The organism is Tardiphaga sp. 20_F10_N6_6 (assembly GCF_052076045.1).
In the GTDB taxonomy this organism is placed as follows: Bacteria; Pseudomonadota; Alphaproteobacteria; order Rhizobiales; family Xanthobacteraceae; genus Tardiphaga; species Tardiphaga robiniae.
On sequence record NZ_CP197239.1, the window covers coordinates 3,033,426 to 3,059,119 of the forward strand.

General features: G+C 53.1%; 21 protein-coding genes. 9 read left to right on the forward strand and 12 right to left on the reverse strand.

Annotation, left to right across the window (positions count from 1 at the left end; translation table 11 throughout):
• Positions 1–25 precede the first annotated feature (25 nt).
• The 3 genes from AB7813_RS14695 to AB7813_RS14705 are packed head-to-tail and all read left to right on the forward strand — an operon-like array spanning position 26 to position 2,378.
• A complete protein-coding gene (locus AB7813_RS14695) occupies positions 26–1,057 on the forward strand; it encodes a DUF1254 domain-containing protein (protein ID WP_441228217.1) in 1,032 nt (343 codons plus the stop codon).
• A gap of 27 nt (positions 1,058–1,084) precedes the next feature.
• On the forward strand, positions 1,085–2,014 hold the full coding sequence (locus tag AB7813_RS14700; protein ID WP_441228218.1) for an efflux RND transporter periplasmic adaptor subunit: 930 nt from the start codon (positions 1,085–1,087) through the stop codon (positions 2,012–2,014).
• A 46-nt stretch (positions 2,015–2,060) separates the two neighbouring features.
• The gene (locus AB7813_RS14705; RefSeq protein ID WP_441228219.1) at positions 2,061–2,378 is read left to right on the forward strand and encodes a hypothetical protein; all 318 of its coding nucleotides are present in this window, start codon (positions 2,061–2,063) and stop codon (positions 2,376–2,378) included.
• A gap of 147 nt (positions 2,379–2,525) precedes the next feature.
• Here the strand turns inward: AB7813_RS14705 and AB7813_RS14710 are convergent, their stop codons facing one another.
• The 6 genes from AB7813_RS14710 to AB7813_RS14735 all read right to left on the reverse strand — a co-directional run bounded on the left by AB7813_RS14710 (position 2,526) and on the right by AB7813_RS14735 (position 11,059).
• Positions 2,526–2,726 (reverse strand): hypothetical protein, encoded by a 201-nt coding sequence (locus AB7813_RS14710; protein WP_441228220.1) that lies wholly within the window; start codon positions 2,724–2,726, stop codon positions 2,526–2,528.
• Positions 2,727–3,331: 605 nt separating this feature from the next.
• Positions 3,332–4,393 (reverse strand): hypothetical protein, encoded by a 1,062-nt coding sequence (locus AB7813_RS14715; RefSeq protein ID WP_441228221.1) that lies wholly within the window; start codon positions 4,391–4,393, stop codon positions 3,332–3,334.
• Positions 4,394–7,300 (reverse strand): nSTAND1 domain-containing NTPase, encoded by a 2,907-nt coding sequence (locus tag AB7813_RS14720; protein ID WP_441228222.1) that lies wholly within the window; start codon positions 7,298–7,300, stop codon positions 4,394–4,396.
• On the reverse strand, positions 7,257–8,168 hold the full coding sequence (locus AB7813_RS14725; RefSeq protein WP_441228223.1) for a hypothetical protein: 912 nt from the start codon (positions 8,166–8,168) through the stop codon (positions 7,257–7,259). The genes AB7813_RS14720 and AB7813_RS14725 overlap by 44 nt, the downstream gene beginning before the upstream one ends.
• A gap of 234 nt (positions 8,169–8,402) precedes the next feature.
• A complete protein-coding gene (locus AB7813_RS14730; protein WP_441228224.1) occupies positions 8,403–9,098 on the reverse strand; it encodes an NlpC/P60 family protein in 696 nt (231 codons plus the stop codon).
• Between the two features lie 725 nt (positions 9,099–9,823).
• Complete coding sequence (locus tag AB7813_RS14735; protein ID WP_441228225.1) at positions 9,824–11,059, reverse strand: hypothetical protein; 1,236 nt, start codon at positions 11,057–11,059, stop codon at positions 9,824–9,826.
• Between the two features lie 161 nt (positions 11,060–11,220).
• On the opposite strand from AB7813_RS14735, the gene AB7813_RS14740 reads away from it, so the two are divergent.
• The gene (locus AB7813_RS14740) at positions 11,221–12,126 is read left to right on the forward strand and encodes a hypothetical protein (protein ID WP_441228226.1); all 906 of its coding nucleotides are present in this window, start codon (positions 11,221–11,223) and stop codon (positions 12,124–12,126) included.
• A 223-nt stretch (positions 12,127–12,349) separates the two neighbouring features.
• On the opposite strand, the gene AB7813_RS14745 is transcribed toward AB7813_RS14740, so the two are convergent.
• Positions 12,350–12,958, reverse strand: coding sequence for a recombinase family protein (locus tag AB7813_RS14745; RefSeq protein WP_441228227.1), 609 nt, complete (start codon positions 12,956–12,958; stop codon positions 12,350–12,352).
• Positions 12,959–13,306: 348 nt separating this feature from the next.
• On the opposite strand from AB7813_RS14745, the gene AB7813_RS14750 reads away from it, so the two are divergent.
• The 4 genes from AB7813_RS14750 (at position 13,307) to AB7813_RS14765 (ending at position 17,218) form a co-directional block, all read left to right on the forward strand.
• Positions 13,307–14,383 carry a nucleoid-associated protein gene (locus AB7813_RS14750; RefSeq protein WP_441228228.1) on the forward strand — a complete coding sequence of 359 codons (1,077 nt, stop codon included), beginning with the start codon at positions 13,307–13,309 and terminating at the stop codon, positions 14,381–14,383.
• Positions 14,380–15,363: a GTP pyrophosphokinase gene (locus AB7813_RS14755; RefSeq protein ID WP_441228229.1), complete on the forward strand. Its 984-nt coding sequence runs from the start codon at positions 14,380–14,382 to the stop codon at positions 15,361–15,363. Before AB7813_RS14750 ends, AB7813_RS14755 begins: the two co-directional genes overlap by 4 nt.
• Before the next feature lie 649 nt (positions 15,364–16,012).
• Positions 16,013–16,546 carry a DarT ssDNA thymidine ADP-ribosyltransferase family protein gene (locus tag AB7813_RS14760; protein ID WP_441228230.1) on the forward strand — a complete coding sequence of 178 codons (534 nt, stop codon included), beginning with the start codon at positions 16,013–16,015 and terminating at the stop codon, positions 16,544–16,546.
• A gap of 18 nt (positions 16,547–16,564) precedes the next feature.
• Complete coding sequence (locus tag AB7813_RS14765) at positions 16,565–17,218, forward strand: DarT1-associated NADAR antitoxin family protein (RefSeq protein WP_441228231.1); 654 nt, start codon at positions 16,565–16,567, stop codon at positions 17,216–17,218.
• A 202-nt stretch (positions 17,219–17,420) separates the two neighbouring features.
• Here AB7813_RS14765 and AB7813_RS14770 read toward each other — a convergent pair whose 3' ends face one another.
• The 5 genes from AB7813_RS14770 to AB7813_RS14790 form a co-directional block, all read right to left on the reverse strand.
• Positions 17,421–18,530: a hypothetical protein gene (locus tag AB7813_RS14770; RefSeq protein WP_441228232.1), complete on the reverse strand. Its 1,110-nt coding sequence runs from the start codon at positions 18,528–18,530 to the stop codon at positions 17,421–17,423.
• Complete coding sequence (locus AB7813_RS14775) at positions 18,527–20,365, reverse strand: DUF3696 domain-containing protein (protein ID WP_441228233.1); 1,839 nt, start codon at positions 20,363–20,365, stop codon at positions 18,527–18,529. Before AB7813_RS14775 ends, AB7813_RS14770 begins: the two co-directional genes overlap by 4 nt.
• A 553-nt stretch (positions 20,366–20,918) precedes the next feature.
• Complete coding sequence (locus tag AB7813_RS14780; RefSeq protein ID WP_441228234.1) at positions 20,919–22,145, reverse strand: tyrosine-type recombinase/integrase; 1,227 nt, start codon at positions 22,143–22,145, stop codon at positions 20,919–20,921.
• A gap of 516 nt (positions 22,146–22,661) precedes the next feature.
• Positions 22,662–22,853 carry a hypothetical protein gene (locus AB7813_RS14785; RefSeq protein WP_439064919.1) on the reverse strand — a complete coding sequence of 64 codons (192 nt, stop codon included), beginning with the start codon at positions 22,851–22,853 and terminating at the stop codon, positions 22,662–22,664.
• A 120-nt stretch (positions 22,854–22,973) separates the two neighbouring features.
• Entirely contained in the window at positions 22,974–23,102 is a 129-nt protein-coding gene (locus AB7813_RS14790) for a hypothetical protein (protein WP_256461248.1), read from the reverse strand.
• 298 nt (positions 23,103–23,400) lie between these two features.
• Here AB7813_RS14790 and AB7813_RS14795 point away from each other — a divergent pair, with 298 nt between their 5' ends.
• Entirely contained in the window at positions 23,401–25,677 is a 2,277-nt protein-coding gene (locus tag AB7813_RS14795; protein ID WP_439064920.1) for a glycosyltransferase family 4 protein, read from the forward strand.
• Positions 25,678–25,694: the final 17 nt, after the last annotated feature.

Below are 25,694 nucleotides of genomic sequence, written 5' to 3' on the forward strand. Positions count from 1 at the left end.
TCTTAACGCCTCAGGAGCCATCAGGATGATTTCCAACGCCAGACTGTCACTAGCCGTCTTGTTGAGCCTTTCCGGACAGGCGTTCGCGCAGTCGCAAACGGGCAATCCCGTTCCGGTCACGGTAGAGAATTTCACCCGCGCCGAGAGCGACGTCTATTTCGCAAAGCTGGTCAAGGAAAGCGGCGGACTGAGCAAGTATCACCATGCCCGCGAGCCGGCCTCGATCGATAACCAGACCGTGATCCGGATGAACCGCGACACGCTGTATTCGACCGCGGTGTTCGACCTCGATGCAGGACCGGTAACGATCACGCTGCCTAATTCGGGCAAGCGCTTCATGTCGATGCAGGTGGTCAATGAGGATCAGTACACGGTAGAGGTCGTATATGGCGCCGGGTCCTACACACTAACCAGGCAGAAGGTCGGCACGCGCTACGCCGCGACCTTCCTTCGAACTCTGGTCGATCCTGCCAACCCCAAGGATGTGGAACAGGTCCAGGCCCTGCAGGACGGCGTCAAGATCAGACAAAAGGACGTGGGCAAATTTGAAATTCCCAACTGGGAGCCTGACAGCCACAAGAAGGTGCGCGAGGCCTTGCTGGTCCTTGCCGCGACCCTGCCTGATTACAAGAGGGCTTTCGGCACCAAGCAGTCCGTGGACCCGATCCGCTTCATACTCGGAGCCGCCTCGGGTTGGGGAGGTAATCCTGACAAGGACGCAACCTATGTCTCGATCATACCACCCAAGAACGACGGCGAGGGTGTCTATAAGCTCACTGTCAAGGACGTCCCGGTGAACGGCTTCTGGTCCGTCAGCGTCTATAACGGCCAAGGCTACTTCGAGAAGAACCCGTACAACGCCTATTCGATCAACAACATCACCGGACAGAAAAACCCTGACGGCTCGATAACCATTCAGTTCGGCGGTTGTGACGGCAAGGTCCCGAACTGCTTGCCGATCATGAAAGGCTGGAATACCGCCGCGAGACTCTACCGGCCGCGCGACGAGATATTGAAGGGAACGTGGAAGTTTCCAGAGATGAAGCCGGCGAGCTAAAGGGAGACCGGGGACCGGAGATCCAGCATGGTCATCATTGCGATCGTGTATGCACTGATCGTCTGGCTCGTCTTTGCCAAGCTGAAATGGCTTCGCTGGGGATGGGGGACTGGAACGGCGACCGTGCTGGTAGGGCTGTTCATTGCGGCGCTCTTCGCGGGCTGTTTGAACTACCTGGCACCCACCGGCCGGGTGGTCGTGATCAGCCGCGTGGTCGAGGTGACGCCGAACGTCACCGGCCAAATCACGGAGATCTCGGTGAAGCCGAACGCGCCCGTGAAGGCCGGGGCGGTGCTGTTCAGGATCGACCCGGCTCCCTACGAAGCCCAAGTCCGTCTCGTCGAGGCTCAGCTCGGATTTCAGGAGCTTCGGCTCTCCCAGATGAAGGATCTCCAGGCCAGCAGTGCCGGCCGGGCGTTCGACGTGCAGGAGCGCCAGTCCGAGGTCGACCAGCTAAAGGCGCAACTGGACAAGGCGAAGTACGACCTCGCGCAGACGACGGTGTTCGCGCCCGCCGACGGATCCGTTACCAATCTGGCCTTGAGCAGCGGCGACCGCGCGACATCATCGAAGGCGGTCCTCTCGTTCCTCGTCGGCGACGCCGTCCAACTGGTGGGCATCTTCTCGCAGAACGGATACCAGGCCATCCGCCCGGGCGCGCGGGTCCAGTTCGCGCTTTCCAACAATCCCGGCCACCTCTACACCTCGACGATCGGCGAGGTCGTCAGCGGCGTCGGCGAGGGGCAGATTGCCTCGTCAGGAGAACTGACGCGCGTCACGTCCCTCCCGATGACGGCCGAGTATCCCGCGCTGATCGATCGACCTAAGGGAATCGATCCCGCCGCGCTGCGGCCCGGCATGTCCGGCACCGCAACCGCCTATGCAGCAAATTCTGCACCGTTTGATTTCTTTGGTTGGGTGCTGCTCTACGGTAGAGCCTTGGCGCTTTATCTCTAGACTTTGCAAGGAATGGACATTTCCGATCAATCTAAGGAGCCAACGAATGTACAAATTTATGCTTGCTGCTATCGTATGCCTCGTCTCTTTTGCCGCGACAGCAGAAGAGGAATCAAAAATCGCAGTCAAGAAGTGGCGGACCTGCGCCGACGCCGCAGCGACACGATACGCAAAAACTACTGAACCCGCTCTGGTGGTCTCACGCCTGGCAATATTGTCCTGTCGTGACGAGAAGCAAGCGGCCTGGCAAGCACTGTCACAGGAAAGCGGGGCACACTTTGCGGACGATTGGGTTGAAACGATGGAACGTCGCTACACCGATTTGCTTGCAATCCAGGTCATAGAAATGCGGCTGAAACATTGAATTGAATGCGCGAATGGAAGCACGTCCGTTATTGCAATTGACGCATCTAAGGCGAATTCCGGATGCAGTCTGCAATACGCCGGATAGCGGAAATCGTTCGAGCGCTCCGAACCTCAATTTATGAGTACACGCCCTAGTTTGTGCCGCCTATTGGACTGCTGGCGGCATCGCCACCACCACACCGTTCTCGTCCAAGCCGCACGGCTGTATCGTGTAACCGTCTTCCAATACAGTCTTCCCATCAACGACATCGACAAGCCCGGCTTCGTCAGCGTGCTTCCAAGCGTCGTCCTTGGTTGGAAATTGCTTACTCCGCTGCTGGTCATCATCAAACAAAGCGTAGGGCATCAAGGCTCCTTGCCAACGTGTGTTGTTAGGAACGCTTTGCCGCGTCAAGGGTTGCGTGAACTTGCGCGGGCGTTCCTCGGAGGCTCAGAGACTTCCCGTACTTATTGAGGATCGTTGCCTCCAGCGCATTTCGTTCGCGGTCGCCAAGATGGCGAACTGAAGAGATTGTGGCCGGGTTACCTTCCCAAACTTCGTCGGCGAGCAGTTCAAAATATTTTATACTCATAATAAACTCGGTATGTAGGCAATGTACTAGCTAAACGCCATCGTAGCGAGGGTCAATCGCCTGCCCCGGACTTCTGATTGTTGTCGTTAACTGCGGCGCGCTCAACTCCGGCAGCAGCCAAGTAGAATGCCAACGGAGTTAGTGAGCGATGGTGTGAACGGGACAACGGTTGTCGAAGGCGAATGCCCTGAGACATGGCACAGGTCACGGTCGTTCCACTCGTCCACCGGCGCCGAGGCCGAAGTGATTGGCGCTTAGTGTCAGTCCGGCCAGTGGCCGAGGACAATGCCTTTAACGACTAGCAAACGGCGATGATCCAGAGATCGTCGACAGAACACAACTCGCAACGCCAGCGGGATACGAAGCAATTATGCTCTGCTTACAGATCTAGAATGCTAGTAGCGATGTCTAAGCGAGACTCACGCACCGCCTCAAGTCCTTTTGCCCGAGACAGCATCGTCGTCCCTTTGAATACCTCCCGTGCTTCCACCAATTCATTTTTATACTTCTGAAACAGCTCGTCGGCCTCAGCGGCGGTCAGGTCGTCACTAGTGACCATCTGCTGATAAACCGACAACAGGATTGCCTTCGCACGCTTCCAACCTTCGTCACCACCAAGAATAGCTTCGAATGCCTGCTTTCGAAGACCGTAAAATGGGAGGCTGCTCTCGTCGCCCCGACGGGAGTTGCCGGTGATGCTATAAAGAATGTAATCGGAGCCTCGGTATGGATCTGATGCCTTCTCCGCGCTTCGAACGAAAAGCCTTCCGTCCTCGACAACCAATTTTGAAGGGTCATCGACACTGTTCTTCGATAGCATCCATGTGGTCGAAGATAGACCAGACATCGAAGAAGTATCGAGCTCTATTCGATGCCCCATAATTGGCTGAGTATCCGCGAGTCCCAATAGTGCTTCAATTCCATCCAGCACCGATTCCCCGGCTTTTGCCAGAAACGCGACGTCTGCAGGAATCCCGACCGCAGATGACAGCCCCTCTACGAACTTCAGTACGTTCCGGGCGTAGTTATCGCGCCTAACTTTGTATAGAACTATGCTTATAGAAACATTTCCGCCTCGAAACGGATGAGGACCTGCGACTAAGATGTCGTTGAAAAGAAGTCCATGAGGTAATTTTCCCGGCTGATGCTTAAACAGCTCTGAACCGACCACGAACGGAACGGCAAGTCTTTTATCGCCATACAAGAATTCGGTAACAACAACGGCCATTGGATCGAACGTTTCAAACCAAGTGCGGCCATCCAACAGAAACAGCTCATTGATGCGAACGCTAAAATATCCATTGTCCTTCGGAATTTTGACGCCTGCGACTCCCGACGGGAAGCTGCTGGACGAAGGCATACGGACCAGAGTGGGTCTCGGATAAGGCGCTGAGATCAATCGCTCGAGCAACTCACTCGCACGTGTTAATAGTTGAGACATCTAATCCCCCTCGCATGGCGGCCGAACCCGTCGTCCTTCAAACCAGCTGTTAATTTCAAGAGCAGTTAGATTAGCGTCCCTTTTGCCCAATCGATTGCATGCGTAGGTTTGTGCTTCACTTTTGTTCATGCCATCGACCTTCGCACGCCATGCGTCGCTCAGGTCCCAGATTTTGAAGATCAACGGATCTTGGAAACTCGACTGAGACACTGCTACGAGCCTATTTCCGTCGGCCGCGAATTCAAGTCTGACAATGGAATCGGCCGGAACGGCTGGCAGCAGCTCTTGGGGCTTTACTAACTTCGCTATCCGGCCACCTGCCCCCTCGACGACATTAATGCCCTCTTCCGACATCCAAGCCACACGCCAAACGTTCCCCAAGCGCACTGCCGCGATCAGTGGACGCGAACTTCCGAAGCGGGGACGAACCGGCCGATCCTGCTTGGCTTCGTACAATTCTAACTTGATCGGGGCATCGGGCGAAGCAAACGGGTATATGAAAATTTCCGCACGCGACCTTCGCGACACGATAGCTTCTTCCAAAGACGAGAACCCTAGCGATTGAAAGAACTGTTCAGCAGATTGCGCTCCGCCTTTTAGACTGTTTTCGGGAGGCGCCCCGACCTTAGTCGTTGTTCCCGGACGCAAGCGCGAAGAATGAAAAAGCTCTAAATTGGCGTTGAAGTATGCAAACCGATCCGAGGAATTTGAAAACGTCGGCCAAATTGCGCCGGGCCACGCCATAGGAATGACATCACCGGCTCGAAAGTTCGCTCCGTCGAATTTTAGCTCCACAAACTTGTAGGTACGGGGGGCGAAGGTTACCTGAGTTAGTCTCAAATGACCCTTTGCGACCTCAACCCACGTGAAACCTTGGTCGCCAAAGGCCGATGGGAAAATTTTTGCAATATTTATTTCATCTGGCGGAGATTGTAGCGGAAGGCGTTCATTTGGCCACCAAGACAATACTCCACCTTGGTACACGACCGGGGCATTCAAACCATCCACATATCCAATGGCGGCTTGAGGAGACGTAACTTCGCTGGTTGACCGAACCGTGATCGTACCAACTGCAGTCGAAACGTAGGAAGCTCGATCAATAAGCTGAATCTGTCCTCTCGTGTTCAATCCGACAAAACTGTTGTGCAATCTAGATTCGGCTAGAGCTAGGTTAGGCTCGCTAACATAGGCTGGAATCCGTTCTATCAAAGACTTTAAGCGGACCAAATTAGCCTCGGCAGAGAGATAACGCGAGAATACCCCTTGCCCTGCGTCAATTGCAGCTAAGGTCAATAAAATGCGCGAGCGATACCCGACAGACGTGTCAGCTTCAGCTCGCACTTCGAGCAGACGAACGTTCCGGAGTCTGATCGCATATGTCTGATAACTAAGTGCGGCAACCGCCGCGACAATCACGGCCAGCGACAGCACAAGCCACACTTTGAGGCGCCTAGATGCCTTTCGTACCTGCAGCACATCGTATCGGTTTTCGCCCCAAGCGAAGAGCGACGGAGCTAAGGAATCGTGCCCCAAACTGAACTGTCGGGAGGGGGTCCCCTCGACGTCCAAATGTCTTGATATTCTTAGCAGCCCATTACTCTGGTCAGCCATTTGCTCCAGCACTAGGCGAATGGAGCCCTTGATGCCCTTTGCTTCGGCATCCAAAATGAATGATTCCTCGTCTATAAGCAGGGTCGTTACAACTCCACCTTCTTGCCTTCCTACAAGATCGGAAAGCAGCTCCTGCCACCGCTCCACTTCCTGTCTGCTAGGAGGAGATCCTTCCACTTGAACGATAGCATCAGCAATCGATTTTTCGACGAAAGCGTTTACACGTCCATTCACTTTACCTAGCGCTGCATATTGCTCATGGGTTATCTCGCTAAGGTGGGTTACTTGATCCTCAGTTTTTGAACGGTAAAGATCACGACAAACTATCTGGAGGACGGGCAGCACACTTGCTTCCGTCCCGCAATGGGCGAGTAAATCGTCGGCGATAATCTCCGGTAATCTTTTACTGTAGAAGAACCTGTAGACTTCGCGCGGCGCGATCATGGCTCCGATTTGCACGTCAATTGTGGGTCGCACAATTGTGGATACGAGTTGCTCTTTATCCTTCAGTCCATGCAACATGTACTGATCCAACGAGGTGCGTCTGGCGGACACACTCAGATTGGGATCTATCCTGAGTTGATCGCAGAACTGGCCATAATATTCTGTTCGTATCGCAACAATCAGTTTGATATCAATGCTTCGGATGCAGAGCTCTTCAATCAAATTGAAAAGCGCGGCCAAGGCGTCCGGGACGACCCCCAATGTGAAGATCTCTTCCGCTTGATCTAACGCTATTACGAGGGGGCGCATCGACGCCCTCGAAAGGAGCGAGCATGCCTCTAATATCGAGGAAACCAGCTCTCTCTTTTGCAGATAATCACCTCGCTGCAACGCTTCGACTGCCGCGACCTGCTTCTCTTTGTCGATAAATTCATAAGTATTCTCCTGCAACCGCTCGAGCAGCCATGTATGGATCTGTCCTACAGGATCCGCAGTGCATCGAATTAAGAGCGGCCCCTTATGAACGTTACCTCGAAAGCTTGAGAAACGAGCCAGCTCCAACGTCGGCAGGAGGCCAGCGCGCAGGAAAGACGATTTGCCAGTTCCGCTTCTACCGTGAAGTAACAAGACTTTATTTGTCGCGAGACCGATTAGCGCGCAGCAATTCTGAATATCAGCGTCTCTCTCCCCGAAAAGAGGCGCGTCCGAGTACTGAAAATAGTTGAGCCCTTTGTATGGCTCGGCTGGCCAATCTCGTGACTTTGGCTGGTCACTCAATCGGTGAAGTTCGGATGGAGGCACAAGCACGTCAAACCCCCGCTTTGTCATGCAACCGAAAATCGGGAGATGCATAACAAGTATAAAAGAGATTCATCGGGAAGAATTCATGCGTGGCCTTAAGGGCAGCCATTGCTTCCTGCACGGATGCACTTTCCAGACACAGCATTTTCATAAAAGCAGCACCGTATCGTGCTGCGAAAGTATTGGAGACTTCCGCCTCACTCCCAATAAAGCCGTAGAAGCCGTGACTAGACGTAACGCTTAGGAAGCTACTACCGAGATCCCCTGCTCCGCTGCGGCAACCATTGAGAAAACAGATGGTGCGCGAGTTCGTATTAGAACGCTTCCGAAAACTTGCTGAGAAGCTGTTTGCGTCCATTCGAAACTTGGCATCTTCGGTGCCATTTTCTAGATAGATGCTCTTACCATCGGAATGCCCAAAAACATATATGATGCTATCTACGTCTTGGCATTCTCGCCAATTTTTTCGACAAGAATGCCAGTCGGTAAAATTTCCAACCTTTAGGTTCAGCAGCGCTTCAATTTGCGCTTGCTCATTTTTTCCAAGGAGATTCTTCGCCGCGGAGAAATTTTCCGCGTGTAGAGCATGCAGTATAAACGAACTCTCGCTAACCTTTTTATTCGAGGGCGCTAGAAACGACGTCCGACTGTAGCTCACGTTGAGATCAAAGAGGTTCACCCAGAAATCATCAAAATCCGATGCGTCACCTGAGTATTGAAACTCACCATCCGCCTGACCGCGGTACAAGAATCCCCATGGAACGTGCAGTGGCGTTCCTGACACGACAATACTCAAAGGAACACTTGATCGTATCTGCTTAACTAACTCACGCGCAGCTTCCGCTGAAGATCTATCGCCACTCGTAGGTTGAAGAATCGACTCCGCGAGCGATTCACCCGCGGATGCAAGTCGATTCATGAACGCTCGGTAGTCAGGAGCTTCAAGAGTAACCTCGCATTGGCGGTGGTACGCACTAATGTCGTTTAGAACAGCACGAACGCTCTCGGAGGCCTCCGCGACTAACGTTCCACTTACACAGTATGGTTGGAGATCGCTCGTCGGATCACCCCAGACAAGTTTATACTCGTCACCGGATTCCGGGGATATGCTAAGACGATATCTTCCCACTTCCGAGCCCTCAGCCAGACTGGTCTATACTTCGCGACCCGCAGCGCGAGCGCCCGCGATTGTCTTAGGCAGCACATTTTGGGTCAGCGGCACCTCAGAAGGCCAGCGAAACGCAGTGAACTCTGCTCTGGGGTAAGTCGCGATAGAAACCGCGTCGTCCTGATTTCCGCTTAGCAAGAATACTTTCTTGTCGTTGGCCCCAACGACGAAGCCGACGTGCCCCTGCCAGCTAGATCCTCCTCTGCGCTTGGTAGCAACGCAGCCGAAGGCGGGAGCCTGAATTCCGACTCCCCATCGCTCATAAGATCGGGCCGCGAGCGATAGCGAAGGCCTAATGCCTGCTCTTTTTAACTGGGCGCCAACAAAAGCTGCGCACCAAGCCACCGCGTCTTCTTTCACCCCCGAAAATCCGGCGTCTACGAAGTAGGATATGACTCTTGGATTGTTGCTTTCTCCGACCCCCTCTAGAGTGCCGAGGTCGGCCCTCGCGAGCACGATCCAATTGGGCACTCTCGGCTCAGCTACCAGCGGGGGATCCTTATCCCGGCTCAGTGCGGCAATCGTTAGAGGGCCCGCTATGCCATCCGGCACAAGGCCATTCGCTCGCTGGAACGAAACTACCGCCGCGATGGTCTCGGCGCCTACGTCTCCGTCGGCTCCTCGGACGCCAATGTCATAGCCCCGCTCGATCAGTCGCTCCTGTATCTGCGACGGCTCCATTTGGCACCCCACGCGCTACAACCTGTGCTAGAATTATATGGCCCGGGTCGAGAGTCAAGTGGGAGCGGATATGGCCCGACAATTGGTCTTGCCGCCGAGGCGCGCCGCGGGAGTGCCGCATCAATGAGAGTCCTTAAGGCTTCAACACGCTACCGGTACCATTGTGGCGTGGTGCTTTGCTAAGCTCAAATACCGCTCCCGCCCCTAGCCCCGTTGCGGAGGTTCTTATTACCAGCCGCAGACAAGAGGCTTCGGCTCGGCTGTCATGCGTCCGCTACGGTCAAGGATGAGTTTCACAATATTCGTTTGGGCTGACTTCACGCCCACACCGACAACTAAAGTTTGACCCAAACGGGCTATGCCTCGCCGACTCGATTTTGCTAGTGAACATCACATTTCGCAGTCGGGTCGCAGTTGTCGATTGCCTCTTGGGCCTCGACCCAATGGACATCTGGGCTATGAGTTTAAAGTCATCACGTTGAAGAGTTGCTACTCTCGGGTCAAAATGGGCGACGGGACATCGCATAAAATGGCGCTCAAACAAACTGCCGTCTGCCTTGAGATATCTCCTGATGACAGTCTGAGCCAAAACGTTCACAGTATTTTCTGCAGGTCGACCGTAAGATTGCGTGGTCAGCCGGCGCCTGAAATACGATAGCAGGGCTGCGGTGGAGATCAGAAGAAGGTGCTCACAATCTATAGCGGACCCGAGGACCGGCAGCGGCCTATGGTGTGATGGGTAATTCGAAATCCGATAAATATCTAAAAATTGGCTGTTCAGATGTTCTCGCAGCCTCGATCAGCTTTTCTACCAGTCGCAAAACGATGCGCTGAGCCGTCTCCTCGGTCGGAAATGTGATGACCGATTCTACAGGCTCAATGTCGTCGCCTTCAGATCGAGCGGCGGGCTCAAAGTAAGCGTAAAACTGCGCCTTGACGTGCTTACCTTCTTTACGGAGGCTGAGTGAGATACCGATTTTCAATGACAACCGTCGGCTGATGGATGCAGGCGAACGGATACCGCAACTACTTTCGAAATACACATCACCACCCATGACATAGGGCCACATTTTCTTGGGTAGCTGTCTTGGTTTCGACGCTTTCGGCATCACGTTAAGATCGCCTCGGAGCTTCTTGATATCAAAGACCGGATTGATCCAGAGCCGACGTGTCGATTTTTTTGGCATTATTTTGGTGTTTGAATGCCGCATCCATTCCATGAGCACTTCGGTGTTTGAATACATCAGCTTAATAATATCCGCTCCCCGGCGGACGCTTTGATCGCTTTGGTTTTTCTTAAATCCACTTGCGTGAGGCATCCCGAGAATCTGCGAAAGAAGGAAAATTGCAGCGCTCTTGTCATCACCGCGAAGATTGAGCTTTGTGTAGATGCCCACCCCGATATCCTCCATGTAACTGCACAAAAGCCGAGCCAGTGGTGCTTTCATCTGATCTAACCGCGACAGGGTCGAATGAATTCTGTCGTAGCTAAGCAAGGCTACAGGCCTATCTTTTTCCTGTTCAGCTTCCAGACGCCTTCTGGTCCGGTCATCTGGTAGGAATCTGTAAACGTAAACGAAGCCACGGTCCGGCTTCACCATACGCAAGTAGTCCTCCAATTGACTTGTGTTGTGCTTGGAGTGCGCTCCATCAAACTCCTTCACTTCAAACGCAATATCGACATGCTTACCCGTGACCAATGCGAGATCGGCCCGCCGCTCCCCCTTTAGCCCCATGAACGGATACTCCCGCTCGATGGAACACTCACCAGCCTTGATTATTGAGGCTTTCCGCCTCCAAAAACCTGCACGCTTAGATCTTTGAGGAGCACGATGTGCCTCAATGAGAGCGGCGAAGCTCTGGGGCTCGTGCCGCGCCAACTCGAGCAGCAGGATAGCTAAGAAACGGCCATGCTTGCCCTTATCGAAATATCCAGTAATCGAATGATAGAAGCTCGACATTTATCGACGGCTCTCGCGTTCGGTTTCAATGACCCGCGTCACACCCCATTATATGACGAGACAACGCCCAAGGCATCTGACTTTTTACCAATCAATCACAATCGCTATACAAATCATTCGCAAACTCGCGGGTGAATCGAAAGCTGGGAGAGGTATCAAGAATGCCGAAGACGCCAGAGATCATATCCATCAACTTACCAAGACTTTACGAGCGAGATATCGATGTGCTTTTGCAGGAGGAACTGCTATTCAACGACCGCGTCTGCGACCTCTTTTCTCGAGCTATAGGCGTTTCTTCAACGATATCGATCAACGAATGCCTGCTTTCTGTCATCGATGAGACCGGCGAAACCGATTTGTTGGCACGATTTAGTGTTGATGGTGCGTCTGGCGTTCTGTTGATTGAGAACAAGATCGATGCGGTATTTCAACCGCGACAGCCCGAACGGTACAAGGAACGTGCTGAAGCATTCTTGAGCGACGGGAGATTGGTTTTCTGCATTCTTATCTCCCCGGCGAAGTATTCCGAGGTGAACGCCGCAGCAAAATTGTTCGACATCGTCGTTACATACGAAGATGTTGCTCTTGCAATTGGCGACTTGGGAACGGCTCGTGCACAGCACCGCGCCTCGCTCTTGTTGCGCGCGGTTCAGCAAGGAAGGAAACCTTCGTTCGCTATCCCTGCGCCCGAGGTCACGAACTTGTGGCAGCGCGTTTATCGAACAGCGACTGCCGAATTCCCACAATTGATGATGAAGAAGCCCGATGATAAGGGCAGCGATTCGTGGTGGCTTATATTCAAAGGCGACTTACCAAAATTCACGACAATCGACTGGAAAGTAAAGAACGGTTTTGTGGACCTGTCCTATTGGCGTGGAGCGACAAATAGACCAACAGAGTTATCTGCGGCTCCGACAGGAGCTCGCTTTCTCGTCATTGGAACAACAACAGTGTTTCGGGTCGAAGTTTCAAAGCCGCCAGAGCTTTGGTCAACCGTGTCGGACGAACAGATACGCGAATCGCTCGGAGTCGCCGCCCGGCTACTAGACTTCCATAGGTCGCAGTAGTGTTCGAGCGATCCGAAGCCTTTCGCGAATTGACCGCGCGTCCGTATAGGCAACACAGCCCACACTTTTAGCCGCTGCGAACGCGCAAAAATGGAACACTCCCTTCGATTTCCGAGTGGAATGGTATTGGTTCGCCTCGGTTGGAGGCCGTACGCTATGGCGCATCAGCGACGTTAAATGTGGTATTGGGTAATCCGGGAGCCGGGGATTCGAAATCTGCGGCTCAACGCGCTTGAATTGTCGTTGTCTTTACCACACGCTGGACGACGGACACTCCAACGCCAAGCGTCCTCGCAATCTTCTGAATACCGAGACCGCTGCCACGCATTCGCCTGATCGCGTTTTCAATTTCGGTTCCGACCGTTGGGCGTCCCAGCACTTTGCCTTCGGCTCTTGCTCGGGATAGCCCTGCCACAACGCGTTCACGAATGATGGCACGCTCAAACTCGGCAAATACGCCCATCATCTGAAACATCGCCCGTCCGGCAGGCGTACTGGTGTCGAGCCCCTGCTGGTGAAGGTATAGGTCGCAGCCCTTAGCGTGCAGCTCTCCGAGGAACGACAAGAGATCGGTGAGGGATCGACCCAAGCGGTCGACCGACCACGCCGCGACCAAATCGACTTCCCGACGCGTGACCGCCTTAAGTAACTTGTCGAATGCGGGACGGTCCTTGCGGCCTTTGGCTCCAGATATGCCAGTGTCGGCGAACGTCCCGACTACTCGCCAACTTGCCCGGTCGGCGACGGCCGTCAGTTCGCGCAATTGATTGTCGGTTCGTTGGTCCTGCGTCGATACCCGTAAATAAAGGGCAACTCGCTTGTGCCGCAGCATCCGCCAGCCACCTCCTCGCGACTATACGGATAATACATGTTTTTCGCATGGCCACAAGATGCTGAAAATACTGATGTTTTTCAATCCCCAATGCACCATTTTCTGGCAGGGTTTTCGGTACGGCCCATTGAGTGGGGATATGGCTCGCAAGCACCAATGGCCCGACGAGGCCTCAACCTCCTGAACCGTTGCATTGTTCTCTTTTTGTTCTTACATTGGATTCGGATCGAACACTCAGCTCATCCCAGCCTTATGCGGTCAACATATACGACTTAAGAGTGCTATCGACCCACTTTGCGCCTGTGAAGCAATCTGCATAAGTTCCCGGATATTATTTGGGGGGGAACGATGATCTTCGAAAACATCTCGGTTGAGAGAATAATTCTGCACGAGGTTTTCAAACGAAAGGACGACAAGTTACTGGTGCCGCCGCGCTACGGCGGCCATATGATTTCGCTGCCGCAAGAAGCGCTCGACGATTTCAGTGGTCGGGTCATCGAAGCCCTCGGCAACAATTCCAAGAGCATGGAAATGACCATCTCCAACACCAACGTTGGCAGTGTTCCCCATATTGCAACTGATTTGATCAAGGCACGCGACGACAAGTTCATCACGCTTTCGCAGACGATAGCGGACGAACTTGCAAAAACTCAGATATCGCGCACTCTGCCCGGTGGAATCGTTGTTGTTTTCTCGGGGCAAATCGGAAGCCCAAGTCGAAAATATCTCGGCATCATAAAAGCAGAAACTCAATCGGGGTTTCTGCGTGAGGTTAGCAGAAGTGGGATGGATGCTGCTTACCTGAAAGATCTATTCCTAACGCCAGCTGCGAAGCTTTATAAGATTGGTGTCTTCGTTGCTCCGCCTTCTGGTATCAGCGAATTTCCCAACGGGTGGCAGGCCTTTGTATTTGACAGCCATATGAGCAGCGCAAAGCGAGACGGTGCAGCTCAATACTTCTACGAAGCATTTTTAGGCTGCGTGATTCCCAAGAACAGTTCTTTTCTAACGAAGGAATTCTTCGAGCACACGAAAGAATTCGTGAAAGGACTCAGCATCCCGCGCGAAGAGCGCGCGGATCTACTTACAGGGCTTTATACGTATTTGAAAGTTGATCAGACACCAACGATTAGCGTTAGCTCTTTCGCCAAGACTTATCTACCCGCGAACACGGTGGACGATTTTTCGCACTATATGAAGCAGAAAAAGTTTCCGTCCGGTACCGTTCAGAAAGACACATCCGACTTGAAAGGGGTGCTGCGGTTAAGAAAAATGGTCTTCTCGAACAGCATCAAATTTACCGCTCCACCGGAGGCCTTTAAAGACATGGTAACCGTTGAAACCATTAATGGTGAAGGAAGTGATGGATCGCCGCAGGAATGGACGCGCATTACAATTCGCGATCACATCCGTGAAGATCAATGACTGAAGATGAGTTTATCCAAAGATGGCACGCCGAACGCCCTGCGTACGAGCAGTGGGGGCAATACGTTGCAGACCGTCTCATAAAAGCGCTTGAGGCCATCGTAGCTCCCGTAACAACCGATGTGTTTGTACGCATCCCCATTTTACCTCGGGTCAAAACCACCGGCTCCTTTCTGACGAAGGCCTTTTACAATCCAAACAAAACATATGACGACCCGTTTCAGCAAATCACAGATAAGGTCGGCGTTCGGCTAGTTGTGCTTCTCGCAAGCCAGATATCCAAGGTTACCTCGGCCATCGAACAGTGCGACGCATGGAACTACTCTAAAGATCGCGACTACGAGTCCGAAGTCGCCGCTCGGCCATCGGCTTTTGAGTATCAATCAGTCCACTACGTTGTCCGTAACAAGACGCCTATGCGTATCGCCAATATCGATATTCCAGAATCACTGCCTTGCGAAATTCAAATCCGGACACTGATGCAACATGCTCACAGCGAGCTGACGCACGACACGATTTACAAGCCTAGCGTGGAAAAAACGCCAGAGATGGAACGAGCCGTGTCAAAAGCAATGGCTTTAATCGAGGCGACCAACGACTATTTTGAACAAGTTGCCGCGCGTATCGAGGTGGCAGTAAGCGACACTCGGAAGCTCACTGATCAGCTGGCCTATCTATACGAGCAGAGAACAGGAATTCGCGCGGAAATGACGCGTGTGGACTCACTTCTGATGGAAGCATTTTCACCAAACTCGGACGGGGTTCTGGAGAAGGTCACCGCATTCCTAAATCAAAAATCGTTTGTCAGCGAGAAAATCGCGAATAGAGCAAAAATAAAAATCCTATTTAGGCAACCTAGCATACTGATTGCTTATCTAGCCGTATCAGAGCGTCCGTCAGACGCACTAAACCGTTGGCCTTTGACACGGAGCGAATTGGCTCCAATATACGCCGACCTCGGCTTGGCGATGAATGGTTAGTACGTCGCCTCTCCATCATCCGACTCATATGCCAGCTGTCCAGTTTGATTGTTTGTCCAATCAAATGCCAGCGCCCTTCTTTTCAGTAAGGAGCCGACACGCCAGTTCTCGGGATTGCCAGCGAGTTGAGAATGTTTCCGAGACCTCAAACCAGCTACCGTCGTTGCCAGCACCATGATGCAGACCCATGCACGAACACTGGCACTCGTGGCCTACAGCATTCTGACAAGCTGGGGAGCACTTTTCTTGCTCTTGGTATGGCTGGATGATGTAAACGCTCTTGAAGCGAACTAGGCATCGATCAACAAGGTCGTTGAACCAAGCTTTTGGCAATTCCCAATAGCCTTTAGACGCGACCCACTCGGGATGAGTCTTCCGACTATTTCTGATCCACTGCCGATTGTCGCCCGAATATGGCAGTCGCATCTGGAGCAATTCACCCTTCCCAGTTCTTCGGACAATGACCGGGATCTGCTTTTGGGCCCAAACGTGGTCAAACCGATCCATAGGGTCGCGCCCTGTTTAGTAGGTAAGCGTAGAGCCTTCTACAATCCATTTCGAAATCAAAGAAGTGATATCCCATGTCTACGAAGGTTGCAATTTATCACACAATCTATTTAAGGGTGATCATTACCTGGGAGCCAACTCAATGGATATCGAGAAGTTTTTGGCAGATTTCGTGCGCACAAGCACTCAACATAGGCGCTTCTATCATTTCACCGACCAGAGTAATATCGGATCAATACGAACGCATGGGTTGCTGTCTACGCAGCAATTACGCCAGAAAAATCTTCTAAAGGATGTTGCGACGGGCGGCGACGCAAACAGTCTTGCGACTGACGCGGCCAAAGGCACCGACCAATATGTATGCCTTTGCTTCACCACCGGCCACCCTATGCAATACATCGCGCGAACTCAGCGGGGCCTAAATCCTGTCTATCTTCATATCAGCCCCGAAGTTTTGAAATTTCCGGGGGTAATGATTACGAATGCCGCCTCCAATCAACATGGAGTTGTGCGCGTATCCGCTGCCGAGGCGCTTGACGGCCTAGATCTAGATGTCCTTTACAAACGCACTGACTGGAAATTGCCGGAAATACAGACGCGATTGCAAGCAGCGGAAAAATACGAGATTCTTATTCCGGATCGAGTACCCGTGGAGGCGATAATACATGGCTTATAACTGTGACTGATCGAGACCATGGCTGAACGACCAGTCTTTGTGCCAACAACATCTGGAAGGCTACTTGTTGAAGAGATTGCTATAAGCTTCAAGTGGCACTCTGGACTCGCAGCTTCCCAAAAGAAAAAGAATGTGGCCGAACTTCACTTGGCCGCAGCGGAAACTCATAATCTGTCTCCGCTTCTCGAAATATCGAGCAAGTCCGAATTCAAGATCGGACGGAGTCTAAGCGCTTTCCATTTGAAAACTAAAATTGATGAAAGAGAAACTACGGTTGAATGCGCTTTTCAAGGCAGCAAAGTCTTTGAGCATGGTGGACCGTTTGAAGAATTGTATTGGGTCGATAGTCGTGAGGCAAAACGAGACGAGCGTTTGAAAACATCAGGTCGACTTGTCGGCTTTAGGCTTCATGGGACCGACTTTCCCCTTTCGCCACCTACGGTCTTCTATGACTGGCTTTACTTCGGTGCCTTGTATCCGCACCGAGCGTGGATCAGCGAACGAGAGGAATGGATGGGATTCACGGACATTGAGTTTAATCCGCAGCGCTCGATCAATTGCCAGGCGAGATCGTTTGCTGCCTTTATCTGCCTTCTACGTCGCGATGAACTCGACGAAGCTGTATCTTCATTCGAAACCTTTAAATCAGTCATGGATTGGCCACAACTTTAGAATGCGCGAAAGATAAATCAGTTCTCCTTGTCACCCGCTTCGTCCGGGTGGCAAACGGCGAGGCGGCTCGCCGATTTGGCTAACACTATCAGACGCATTCGATAACGGATCACATCGCGGTCTAGCAGCCACAGCTACTACTGTTGGGACGGATTACCGGATTTTCTTCGGTTCACGTCCTCGGCACGACTAATCAAACCAATCAATCTCCATCATCCGACCAGCATGCGTGCTCCGTCACACACACGCCGGAGCCCTCGATGATTTCAAGTTCATTTTTGGGTCCTATGTTTGCGAATTCAATGCTTCCGTCTTTATGTTCCCAGAACATCAAGCGCAACGCCTCGTGGCTTTTCTGCAAATGAGTTCGACGCGCTGCTGCACCATCCGCGCTTCGGACAACGGGGTGCAGATCACCTTTGTGGTCCGCACGCTTTAGGTCTCCGATCTCATTTTTTGGCTGACCAACTGCTATCCTTGCGCAGGCCTCTCTCAACAAATCGCCGTTGGCTGCACTTGCTCCTATCGCACCGTGGCTCTGTGCCGATGTAAAGAAACCTGATCCGATTCTAAACTTCGGCACATTCGCCTGCAATCCGGGATTGTTAGTCGCAAGAAGCTGCAAGATCTCAACCACAATTGCAAAATGCAAACCGTCCGCATCGCCAGCACGCGACCACAAGGCGCGCGCACCAAAACTGAGCGCCAACTCCCTAACGTTCTCCACGAGAAGGTAACTATGCTTTGTACTGAGAGGGAAATCGACATCGCCGACCGAACTTATTACCGCTCCCTCTAGCGCGGTTGCCTTCAACGAGATCAGGCCCGCATGCCCTGCAAAGCTCGATACTACCACATTTCCACACACGTCCGACTTTGGCGTTAACGTCTGCAGAGCGAGAGTAACCAACATTCGAAGTGTTGCATCAAAAAGCAGGGGGCGTTGCTGGTACGCAGAAACATCAGGGACCGAGGACTCATACAGCGCCTCCGTTACTTCAACATCAATAACATCTTCTATCGCCCCTGCTCGGCTCAGAATGAAATTGATCGAGCGCCTGACATCCTCAGTTGAATATACGTGACGTAAATTCCAACTATCCAACAACGTCGAAATGTTTGGCGGGCTGGGGAAGAAACCGTTATCTGCCAGAAAATCCAAAGTGGACGATGGAAGCAGGGCGCGAAATTCTCCTCCAAAAAAACACGGCTTAGCCCAATACTTGAGACGGCCGATTATCTGTTCGGCCTCATCCTGACTAGTTGCATGATTTGGCACAGCCAACAGTGCCGGATCGAAATTTAAAATCATTGCTTCCGAGCGTTCTTTTCAGTTTGGCGCTTTGCGGCGGCAGCTCGAAGAATTGCTTCGGACTCCATTTGAGATTGCTCAAAGAAGTCCTTGGGCCAATCTGAGATGGCTCCGTATCTGGTCACAGGGACCTCACGACACTTTGTCGTGCCCCCATCTCGTTCGGTAAAGTAGATTTTTGTTGTGCCTACTAATGAATCACCCGCTGCTGCCGCGACTCGGTGGCGGAATCTATCAATGAGATATTCACTGTGTGTTTCGAGGATGCATTGCTTTCCAATCAACGCAACCGAAAGGAAAAAATCAGCCAACCTTGCCTGAACTTTGGGATGCAGATGAAGTTCGGGCTGCTCGAAGATCAAAAGTGCCGGGGATTCAGCGAGCAGCGCCGAAACGATGATAGGCAGCACTTGACTGACACCGACGCCAACATTGGTCAGATCATGAAAGCGATCTAGCCCCTCCGTCTTGACTTGAAGTTGGTGCCCAACCTTCCCGCGATCTTCAGTTGACACCTCGCTCGCCACACCCACGTACGTCAACCAGTCAACTACAGCATCGTGCAATGTTACATACTTGGAATTTAGGTTGAAACCATCCTTCGTCATAAAGGAGCTTGGCAAGTATCGCACCGACTTGTCCCTATGCAAGTCGAGGACGGCAGCAGTGTGCTCCCCCTTAAATCCCACCTCCGTTGTGCTTGCCAGCGCTTCGAGCGGATAGATGGGTTTAGGTTCATCGCGAAGCGGGCCGAGATATCTTACAGACGATATGAAATACTGTGCAGCGTATTGTTCGCCTTCGTTAAGAATCCCGGGGAAGTTAAGTTCAGTTTTGAACTGAGACGTTTGATCGCGAAAGAGAACCGCCTCAATTTCTGTGCGGAGCTCATTCGGCGTTCGTGTAATCTTCATCTCGCTCTGCTTTGAGCGGTGACCAAGACGGTAACGCCTGTAACGGTTGGCGATCTCTTCGACGTTCGTTGATCTATCTAACTCGGGGAACAACGAAAGGTTTGCTGTACGAGATTCGCCGGTGAGTATAACGAATATCTCGTTCGCGATTTCTGCTGAAACTTCGTGCTTCCCGATGTCGCGCTGCCGATACGTTAGGAAACTATTTTCCCCGCATATCAATTTAGCCATCTCACGAGCGCGATTGAGTGTCGCGTTGAAATTCACGGCAACTGCGGCAGGAAAGAAGTGTCGCAAAGTCCCACCCACAATCGAACATTCGGGCTTTGTATCGAAGACCTCGGCTTCAGACAAATCGTCGATAACCTCGACCGTGAGCTTACTATCCGGCTGACGCTCCATCGACAACATGACCGGGGGAGCATCGGTTTCGTTCGATGTTGCCAATAGAGCAGTGGTAAGAATTCGCGGATTCAGTTGAAGCAGATCAGCGCTCACGAGCTTAATTGCTGGACCGACCACCCCCAAGGACGGGGCCGCATCCCACCTAAAATCACCAGTGACGGTCGAAACATTATCTCGTCCGACATAATAGAATTGATCGGAGTACGTATCGTAGGAAGATCTCAGCCGCTGGGATGTATTTTCTACATCCATCGCCCAAGCAATCCCTATGTAGCCCGCATCGGACTTCGAGTTCTTGATATCATCAAACGTTCCGAGCTTCACCAACGGGCCGTTCAACGCCATTGACCGGCTCGGGGGGGCGTATTGAAGCGTTTGCTTCAGCAGTAAGATACTTTGAATGATCGAACTCTTTCCGCTGCTGTTTGCGCCAGCGAAAATCGTGATGGGAGCAAGTGCTAAATCGGTTCGCCCAGCAAAAGATTTGAAATTTTCGATAGACCAGCGCTTAAGCATATCTCACCTGTGGGGTCACCGCGTCGTGGAAAACGCTCCGTCAAAATGCAATACTCAGGCTCTGTTTGCGCGAGCGGTTCTTCAACATTATTCGCATACGCTGTTCCGATTCGCATATTCCATCCATGCGGCAGCTGTGCGATTCCTCACATGCGAGAGTTCTGGCAGTAAATGCCAGTACTTTCTACGCAGAGAACTCGGCGTTTGGCCGGTCAATTGCTCGAACGACTTGCAAAGCTCTTCGGAACGGAATGAGCACCAGTCATGAACTAAAATGCGGCACAATCAGGCAAGCAGGCCTCAACGTTTCAACCAAAAATTGAAGCTTTGACCAATAGATCGCAGCTGTCAATGTTATCCAAGATCCATGGTATAGAACGATGGGCTAGTCTCCCACTCGAAGAACTCGCGGCACCTTGCGTATCTGACGCAAGCGGCGCCTCCCAACTTTGAACCAACGATAACCGCGCACCAGCGCTTCGCGAACGCAATCAAGGCCCGCATTAATCGTTGATTTTACGATTTTATCCGAACGCGAGCTTCCGGTCGCCACTTACAACGGTTTGCTCGAATCATCAGGTGTGTCGAGGGCGATATTCATTCCGATTGTGTCGACCGCCGAGCGCAGAGGTTCGGCCGCGAGATGCGCATATCTCATCGTCGTCACAGGGTGCTTATGACCAAGTAGGGCGCCAACGATTGGCAGGCTTAGACCGTTTTTGACAGCGATGCTGGCGAACGAATGCCGAAGGTCATGGAGCCGAACGTCGGTAAGCTTTGCACCGCGCCGAACGCGGTGCCATACGCCGTCAATCCCGGCGTGCCCACTGTCGACCTTCGAGCCAACGATCACGAATGGATTTCCGTCAACTTTCGGCAATCGCCTAAGGATGTTTAAAGCACCGTCGTTGAGATAGACAATCTTAGCACCCGTTTTGCTATCCCGAAGGCGAAGGCACCGGTTTTCAAAATCGACATCCTTCCAGTGCAAATCGAGAATCTCACCCTTCCGACATCCCGTCAGCAGCAACAATTTGATTGCAGCGGCTAAATGTAGGGTGCCCGATGCTTTCTCCTCTGTGGCCAACGCATCGCCGAGGGCCGCGACCTCACTGTCCGATAGGAAGCGTTCCATCTTGCGGACGGGTGGCTTTTTGACGCCGCTGGTCGGGTTAAATTTGCACAAGCCCCTACGGACTGCGAAGGAGTAAATTGCGCCAAGAACAGCCAAGCACTGAAAAGCTGCGCCGGGACCTCCGATGATTCCGCCTTTGGGCTTTTTGGCTTTCATCTTGGCAGGCATCGTGGAGACTTCCCTGACGAGCCGCTCCACATCTGCTCGCTGAACAGATGAAATCGGCCGCTTGCCTAATTGCGGAATCAGGTAGTGGTTGATTCGACTTTTGTCTCCACGAAGGGTGCTAATCTTCTTATGAGTGGTACCCTCCTTGAGGTAATGCTCACACAGCTCTTTAAGCGTCATCTCTTCCAGATGGGCGTAACGGGAGGTGAGTGGATCAGTGCCTTGAGCGACAAGCGAGAGTAGCCGCTTCGCTTCGGAGCGAGCTTGATCCGGCGTCCATGGTGAACCGTGAGCGCCGATTGAATACCGGCGCTTCGGTGCGCCGCGTCCATTTCCTACACGATATTCGATACCGTAAGTCTTATGTCCGTTTTTTGAGACGATAAGCAGGAAGCCCTTCACCTCAGTGTCGCGTATAATGTCGGTGGGAGGCGAGGCAGCGTCGACTACGCGCTTAGTTATTTTTTGGACAGACATGCGATTCCTAAGTCGACCCCGAGTCGACCCCGTGTGCCATACTGCTGACGGGCACAGTCGGGATGGAAATGCGCTAAGTCAATGAAAACAAAGAGCTTCAGGTAGTACAGTCGTAACATGGCGGCATGTGTCAGCCTGCCGGCTAGGATTTTGATTCCCCCATGCGGAGGTTCGAATCCTCCCGCCCCAGCCATGTTTTAGCAAGCGATTTCAATTCCTTATCGACTTTGCGCCATTTTCGTTCTGAACAGCGTTTTTCTGCTCATTCTGAACAACTGTTGACGGTTCGTTCGCCAGCTTTTACGCGCGCCGCTTGCGGGTGGCCGACAAGGTCAGACCTGAAGCCTCCGAGAGAGATGCTGACGGTGCGGATAGAGCAATGCCATCGGCCATGGGCGTCCTCCAATAAAAAGGTCCCGCTACTGCAGGGCCTCATATTTTCTGGTTGGTATTGTTCAAGCCCGACAAGTCGCCGTATGCACTTACGTTCCAGCAGGCGGGGAGAGACCTCGAATATCAGCCTTTGCCTGCCCAGGCCGGGCGCTCGCCTAGCCATGGCGGCAGCGCTTCCCACTCGGCAGATCTCATCCGACGTTCCTCGCCGCCAACATTGATGAAAACAAACGGTGCATCTTCCTGCCCTGTCTTGGAGCCGGCGAACATCGCAGGCGTGCCGTATGCATCTCGAATGGTCGACTTGATCGACATGTCTTTCCTCGATCTGTGAACATTTCGATGACGTAACGTTGGCGCATCGTCGCCGCGTGAGCGGGTTCTCTGTTCAACGCCGGACGGGAAGCGTCCAGTGCTACCGCGCGAGGAGTGATACTATTTCTTTCTGACCGCCCCCAGTGCCGGCATGATCTTGGGACCGCCGCCCTTGAGGCTCTCTGCAGCAGCGATCGTCTTGACCGGCACCTTCTTCGGCTTCTTGGTTTCGCGATTTCCCTTGGCCATATCGTACTCCCGCTGTGTGAGCCCAAGCGTTACCACGGCTGGCGCTTAAAGACCGATTTATTATCACCGCTCTCTCGCCAACCTCCCACCGACTTGTTCCGCCTCCCAGCCCTCGAAGATACTGATGGCTATTCGCGAAGAAAGAGCGCACCCTGCGCTCGCGCGCATTGATGACCCTGATGGTCCCTGCCGAGCGCGCGCTGCTTTTGTCACGAAATTGTCCGATATGCCGCGGCTGGCGCAGCATTGCCAATTTTGAGCGATTGCCCTTTCAACATTGAAATCGCGAGGCAGCAGATTGACGGTGTTCAGCCGCATTGCATTCATTGGCAATTCACTTCCACGCCGATGTGGGATCGCCACGTTCACCACCGATCTGCAAAGCGCAGTAGCAGCCGCCCGCGCAGACTCCAAAACCGTCATCGTGGCGATGACCGATCACGGTCATTTCTATGACTATCCAGCCACCGTTGGCATTCAGATCAATGACGAGCTGATCAACGACTACATACGTGCAGCGGAATTCCTGAACAGCGGCCATTTCGACGTGGTGTCGCTTCAACATGAGTTCGGTATCTTCGGCGGCGAAGCCGGGAGCGATATCATCCAGCTTCTCTCGCTACTCAAGATGCCGATCGTGACGACACTTCATACGGTTCTTGCAGAGCCCACCGCCGCACAAAAGGATGTCTTCACACGCGTTGTCGAGATGTCGTCGAAAGTGGTGGTGATGGCGGAGAAAGGTCGGGAACTGCTTCGAACCATCTATCAGGTCACCGAAGAGAAGATCGAGATCATTCCACATGGAATTCCGGAATTCGCTTTTGTGGAGCCCGACGATGCAAAAACGAGGCTCGGCTTTGCCGGCAGGTCTGTCATTCTGACTTTCGGCCTGCTTTCGCCCAATAAGGGCATCGAATTCATGATCGATGCGATGCCGTCCATCCTGAGCACCTGTCCGGGTGCAGTCTATGTCGTATTGGGCGCAACCCATCCAAATCTGGTACATGACGAAGGCGAGGCCTATCGCGAATCCCTCATTGCAAGGGCCCGCGAAGCTGGCGTCGCGGATCACGTGGTCTTCCTTGATCGTTTCGTTGACCAGGAGACCCTGCTCGATTTCATCTCGATGTGCGATGTCTATGTCACGCCTTATCTGAACGAATCTCAGATGACGTCAGGCACCCTGGCCTATAGTTTTGGCTTGGGAAAGGCTGTGGTATCGACTCCCTATTGGCATGCCCGCGAACTGCTTGCCGATGGCCGCGGCATTATCGTCCCGTTCGCGGATGCGAATGCGATCGGCGTCGAGATCGAAAAGCTCCTGATCAATGCGCCACTGCGCCAAGCGATGCGCAAGCGCGCCTATGCCAGCAGCCGCTCCATGACCTGGGAACGGACGGCCGATCGATATATGTCCGTTTTCGAGAACGCGGGTCGCCGCCACCGGCTCAAGACCATTGCAAAGTCGGATACGAGTACGCTCCTGCGAGATAGTCGCGCGCCTCCCGAGATGCAGATTGGTCACTTCCTGTCGATGTGCGACGACACCGGACTGTTCCAGCATGCGGTTCACAGTGTTCCGGATCGCTTGCATGGCTATTGCATCGACGACAATGCCCGCGCGCTACTGCTGGCATGCGCGTTGAACACGCCCGGGGAACTACGTCTGTCGGAGGTCCTGACCTCCCGCTTTGCGGCTTTCGTCCAGCATGCGTGGAATCCCGAAACGCACCGGTTTCGAAATTTCATGGCTTTCGATCGCAGCTGGCTGGAAGAAAGCGGATCGGAAGACAGTCATGGGCGCACGCTTTGGGCGCTGGGCGTTTGCGCTCTTTCGGATGCGAACCCCTCTCGGCGGACCTGGGCCGCAGCACTCTTTGCGGAGGCCTTACCAAAGGTCGGTGATTTCCTCTCGCCCCGTGCTTGGGCGTTCGTATTGCTGGGACTCGATGCGTATTGCACGACCGTCACCGACAATAGCCGTGCCAATGCAATCCGGACGGCTCTGTCCGACAGGCTCGTCTCGCTTCTTGAGAAAGTCGAGACGAGCGATTGGGTGTGGTTCGAAAACGGACTTTCCTATGACAACGCTAGACTCTGCCAGGCTTTGATTCTCACCGGCACTGCGATGAAACGGCCGGACTATCTCAATGCCGGGCTGAGAAGCCTGCGCTGGCTGCTGACACAGCAGACCTCAGCCAGCGGTCAGTTCAGGCCGGTGGGCACGGAGGGATTTCACGACATCCGGCGCCAGCCACGCAGCTTCGACCAACAGCCTGTCGAGGCTGCTGCCACCATCGCGGCCAGCCTTGCGGCGTGGCGCGCCGACCAGAACATTGAATGGAAGAGCGAAGCCGCCCGGGTCTTCGCATGGTTCCTCGGCAGCAATGACCTTTCTATCCCGCTCGTCGATCTGGAGACAGGAAGCTGTCGTGACGGACTGCATCCGGACCGTGCTAATGAGAACCGGGGCGGCGAGTCAGTCGTATCCTACCTGCTCGGACTATCCGAAATTCGGCACATGGCACGTATCGCCGAGGATCAATCCAAGTCCGCCACCCGCGTGGCCTGATCACGTTGCGCTCCCCC

Bases quoted from the DNA above. Each gene is read 5' to 3' on its own strand.
- AB7813_RS14695 (WP_441228217.1), top strand. From the start codon at position 26: ATGATTTCCAACGCCAGACTGTCACTAGCCGTCTTGTTGAGCCTTTCC.
- AB7813_RS14700 (WP_441228218.1), top strand. From the start codon at position 1,085: ATGGTCATCATTGCGATCGTGTATGCACTGATCGTCTGGCTCGTCTTT.
- AB7813_RS14705 (WP_441228219.1), top strand. From the start codon at position 2,061: ATGTACAAATTTATGCTTGCTGCTATCGTATGCCTCGTCTCTTTTGCC.
- AB7813_RS14710 (WP_441228220.1), bottom strand. From the start codon at position 2,726: ATGCCCTACGCTTTGTTTGATGATGACCAGCAGCGGAGTAAGCAATTT.
- AB7813_RS14715 (WP_441228221.1), bottom strand. From the start codon at position 4,393: ATGTCTCAACTATTAACACGTGCGAGTGAGTTGCTCGAGCGATTGATC.
- AB7813_RS14720 (WP_441228222.1), bottom strand. From the start codon at position 7,300: ATGCATCTCCCGATTTTCGGTTGCATGACAAAGCGGGGGTTTGACGTG.
- AB7813_RS14725 (WP_441228223.1), bottom strand. From the start codon at position 8,168: ATGAATCGACTTGCATCCGCGGGTGAATCGCTCGCGGAGTCGATTCTT.
- AB7813_RS14730 (WP_441228224.1), bottom strand. From the start codon at position 9,098: ATGGAGCCGTCGCAGATACAGGAGCGACTGATCGAGCGGGGCTATGAC.
- AB7813_RS14735 (WP_441228225.1), bottom strand. From the start codon at position 11,059: ATGTCGAGCTTCTATCATTCGATTACTGGATATTTCGATAAGGGCAAG.
- AB7813_RS14740 (WP_441228226.1), top strand. From the start codon at position 11,221: ATGCCGAAGACGCCAGAGATCATATCCATCAACTTACCAAGACTTTAC.
- AB7813_RS14745 (WP_441228227.1), bottom strand. From the start codon at position 12,958: ATGCTGCGGCACAAGCGAGTTGCCCTTTATTTACGGGTATCGACGCAG.
- AB7813_RS14750 (WP_441228228.1), top strand. From the start codon at position 13,307: ATGATCTTCGAAAACATCTCGGTTGAGAGAATAATTCTGCACGAGGTT.
- AB7813_RS14755 (WP_441228229.1), top strand. From the start codon at position 14,380: ATGACTGAAGATGAGTTTATCCAAAGATGGCACGCCGAACGCCCTGCG.
- AB7813_RS14760 (WP_441228230.1), top strand. From the start codon at position 16,013: ATGGATATCGAGAAGTTTTTGGCAGATTTCGTGCGCACAAGCACTCAA.
- AB7813_RS14765 (WP_441228231.1), top strand. From the start codon at position 16,565: ATGGCTGAACGACCAGTCTTTGTGCCAACAACATCTGGAAGGCTACTT.
- AB7813_RS14770 (WP_441228232.1), bottom strand. From the start codon at position 18,530: ATGATTTTAAATTTCGATCCGGCACTGTTGGCTGTGCCAAATCATGCA.
- AB7813_RS14775 (WP_441228233.1), bottom strand. From the start codon at position 20,365: ATGCTTAAGCGCTGGTCTATCGAAAATTTCAAATCTTTTGCTGGGCGA.
- AB7813_RS14780 (WP_441228234.1), bottom strand. From the start codon at position 22,145: ATGTCTGTCCAAAAAATAACTAAGCGCGTAGTCGACGCTGCCTCGCCT.
- AB7813_RS14785 (WP_439064919.1), bottom strand. From the start codon at position 22,853: ATGTCGATCAAGTCGACCATTCGAGATGCATACGGCACGCCTGCGATG.
- AB7813_RS14790 (WP_256461248.1), bottom strand. From the start codon at position 23,102: ATGGCCAAGGGAAATCGCGAAACCAAGAAGCCGAAGAAGGTGCCGGTC.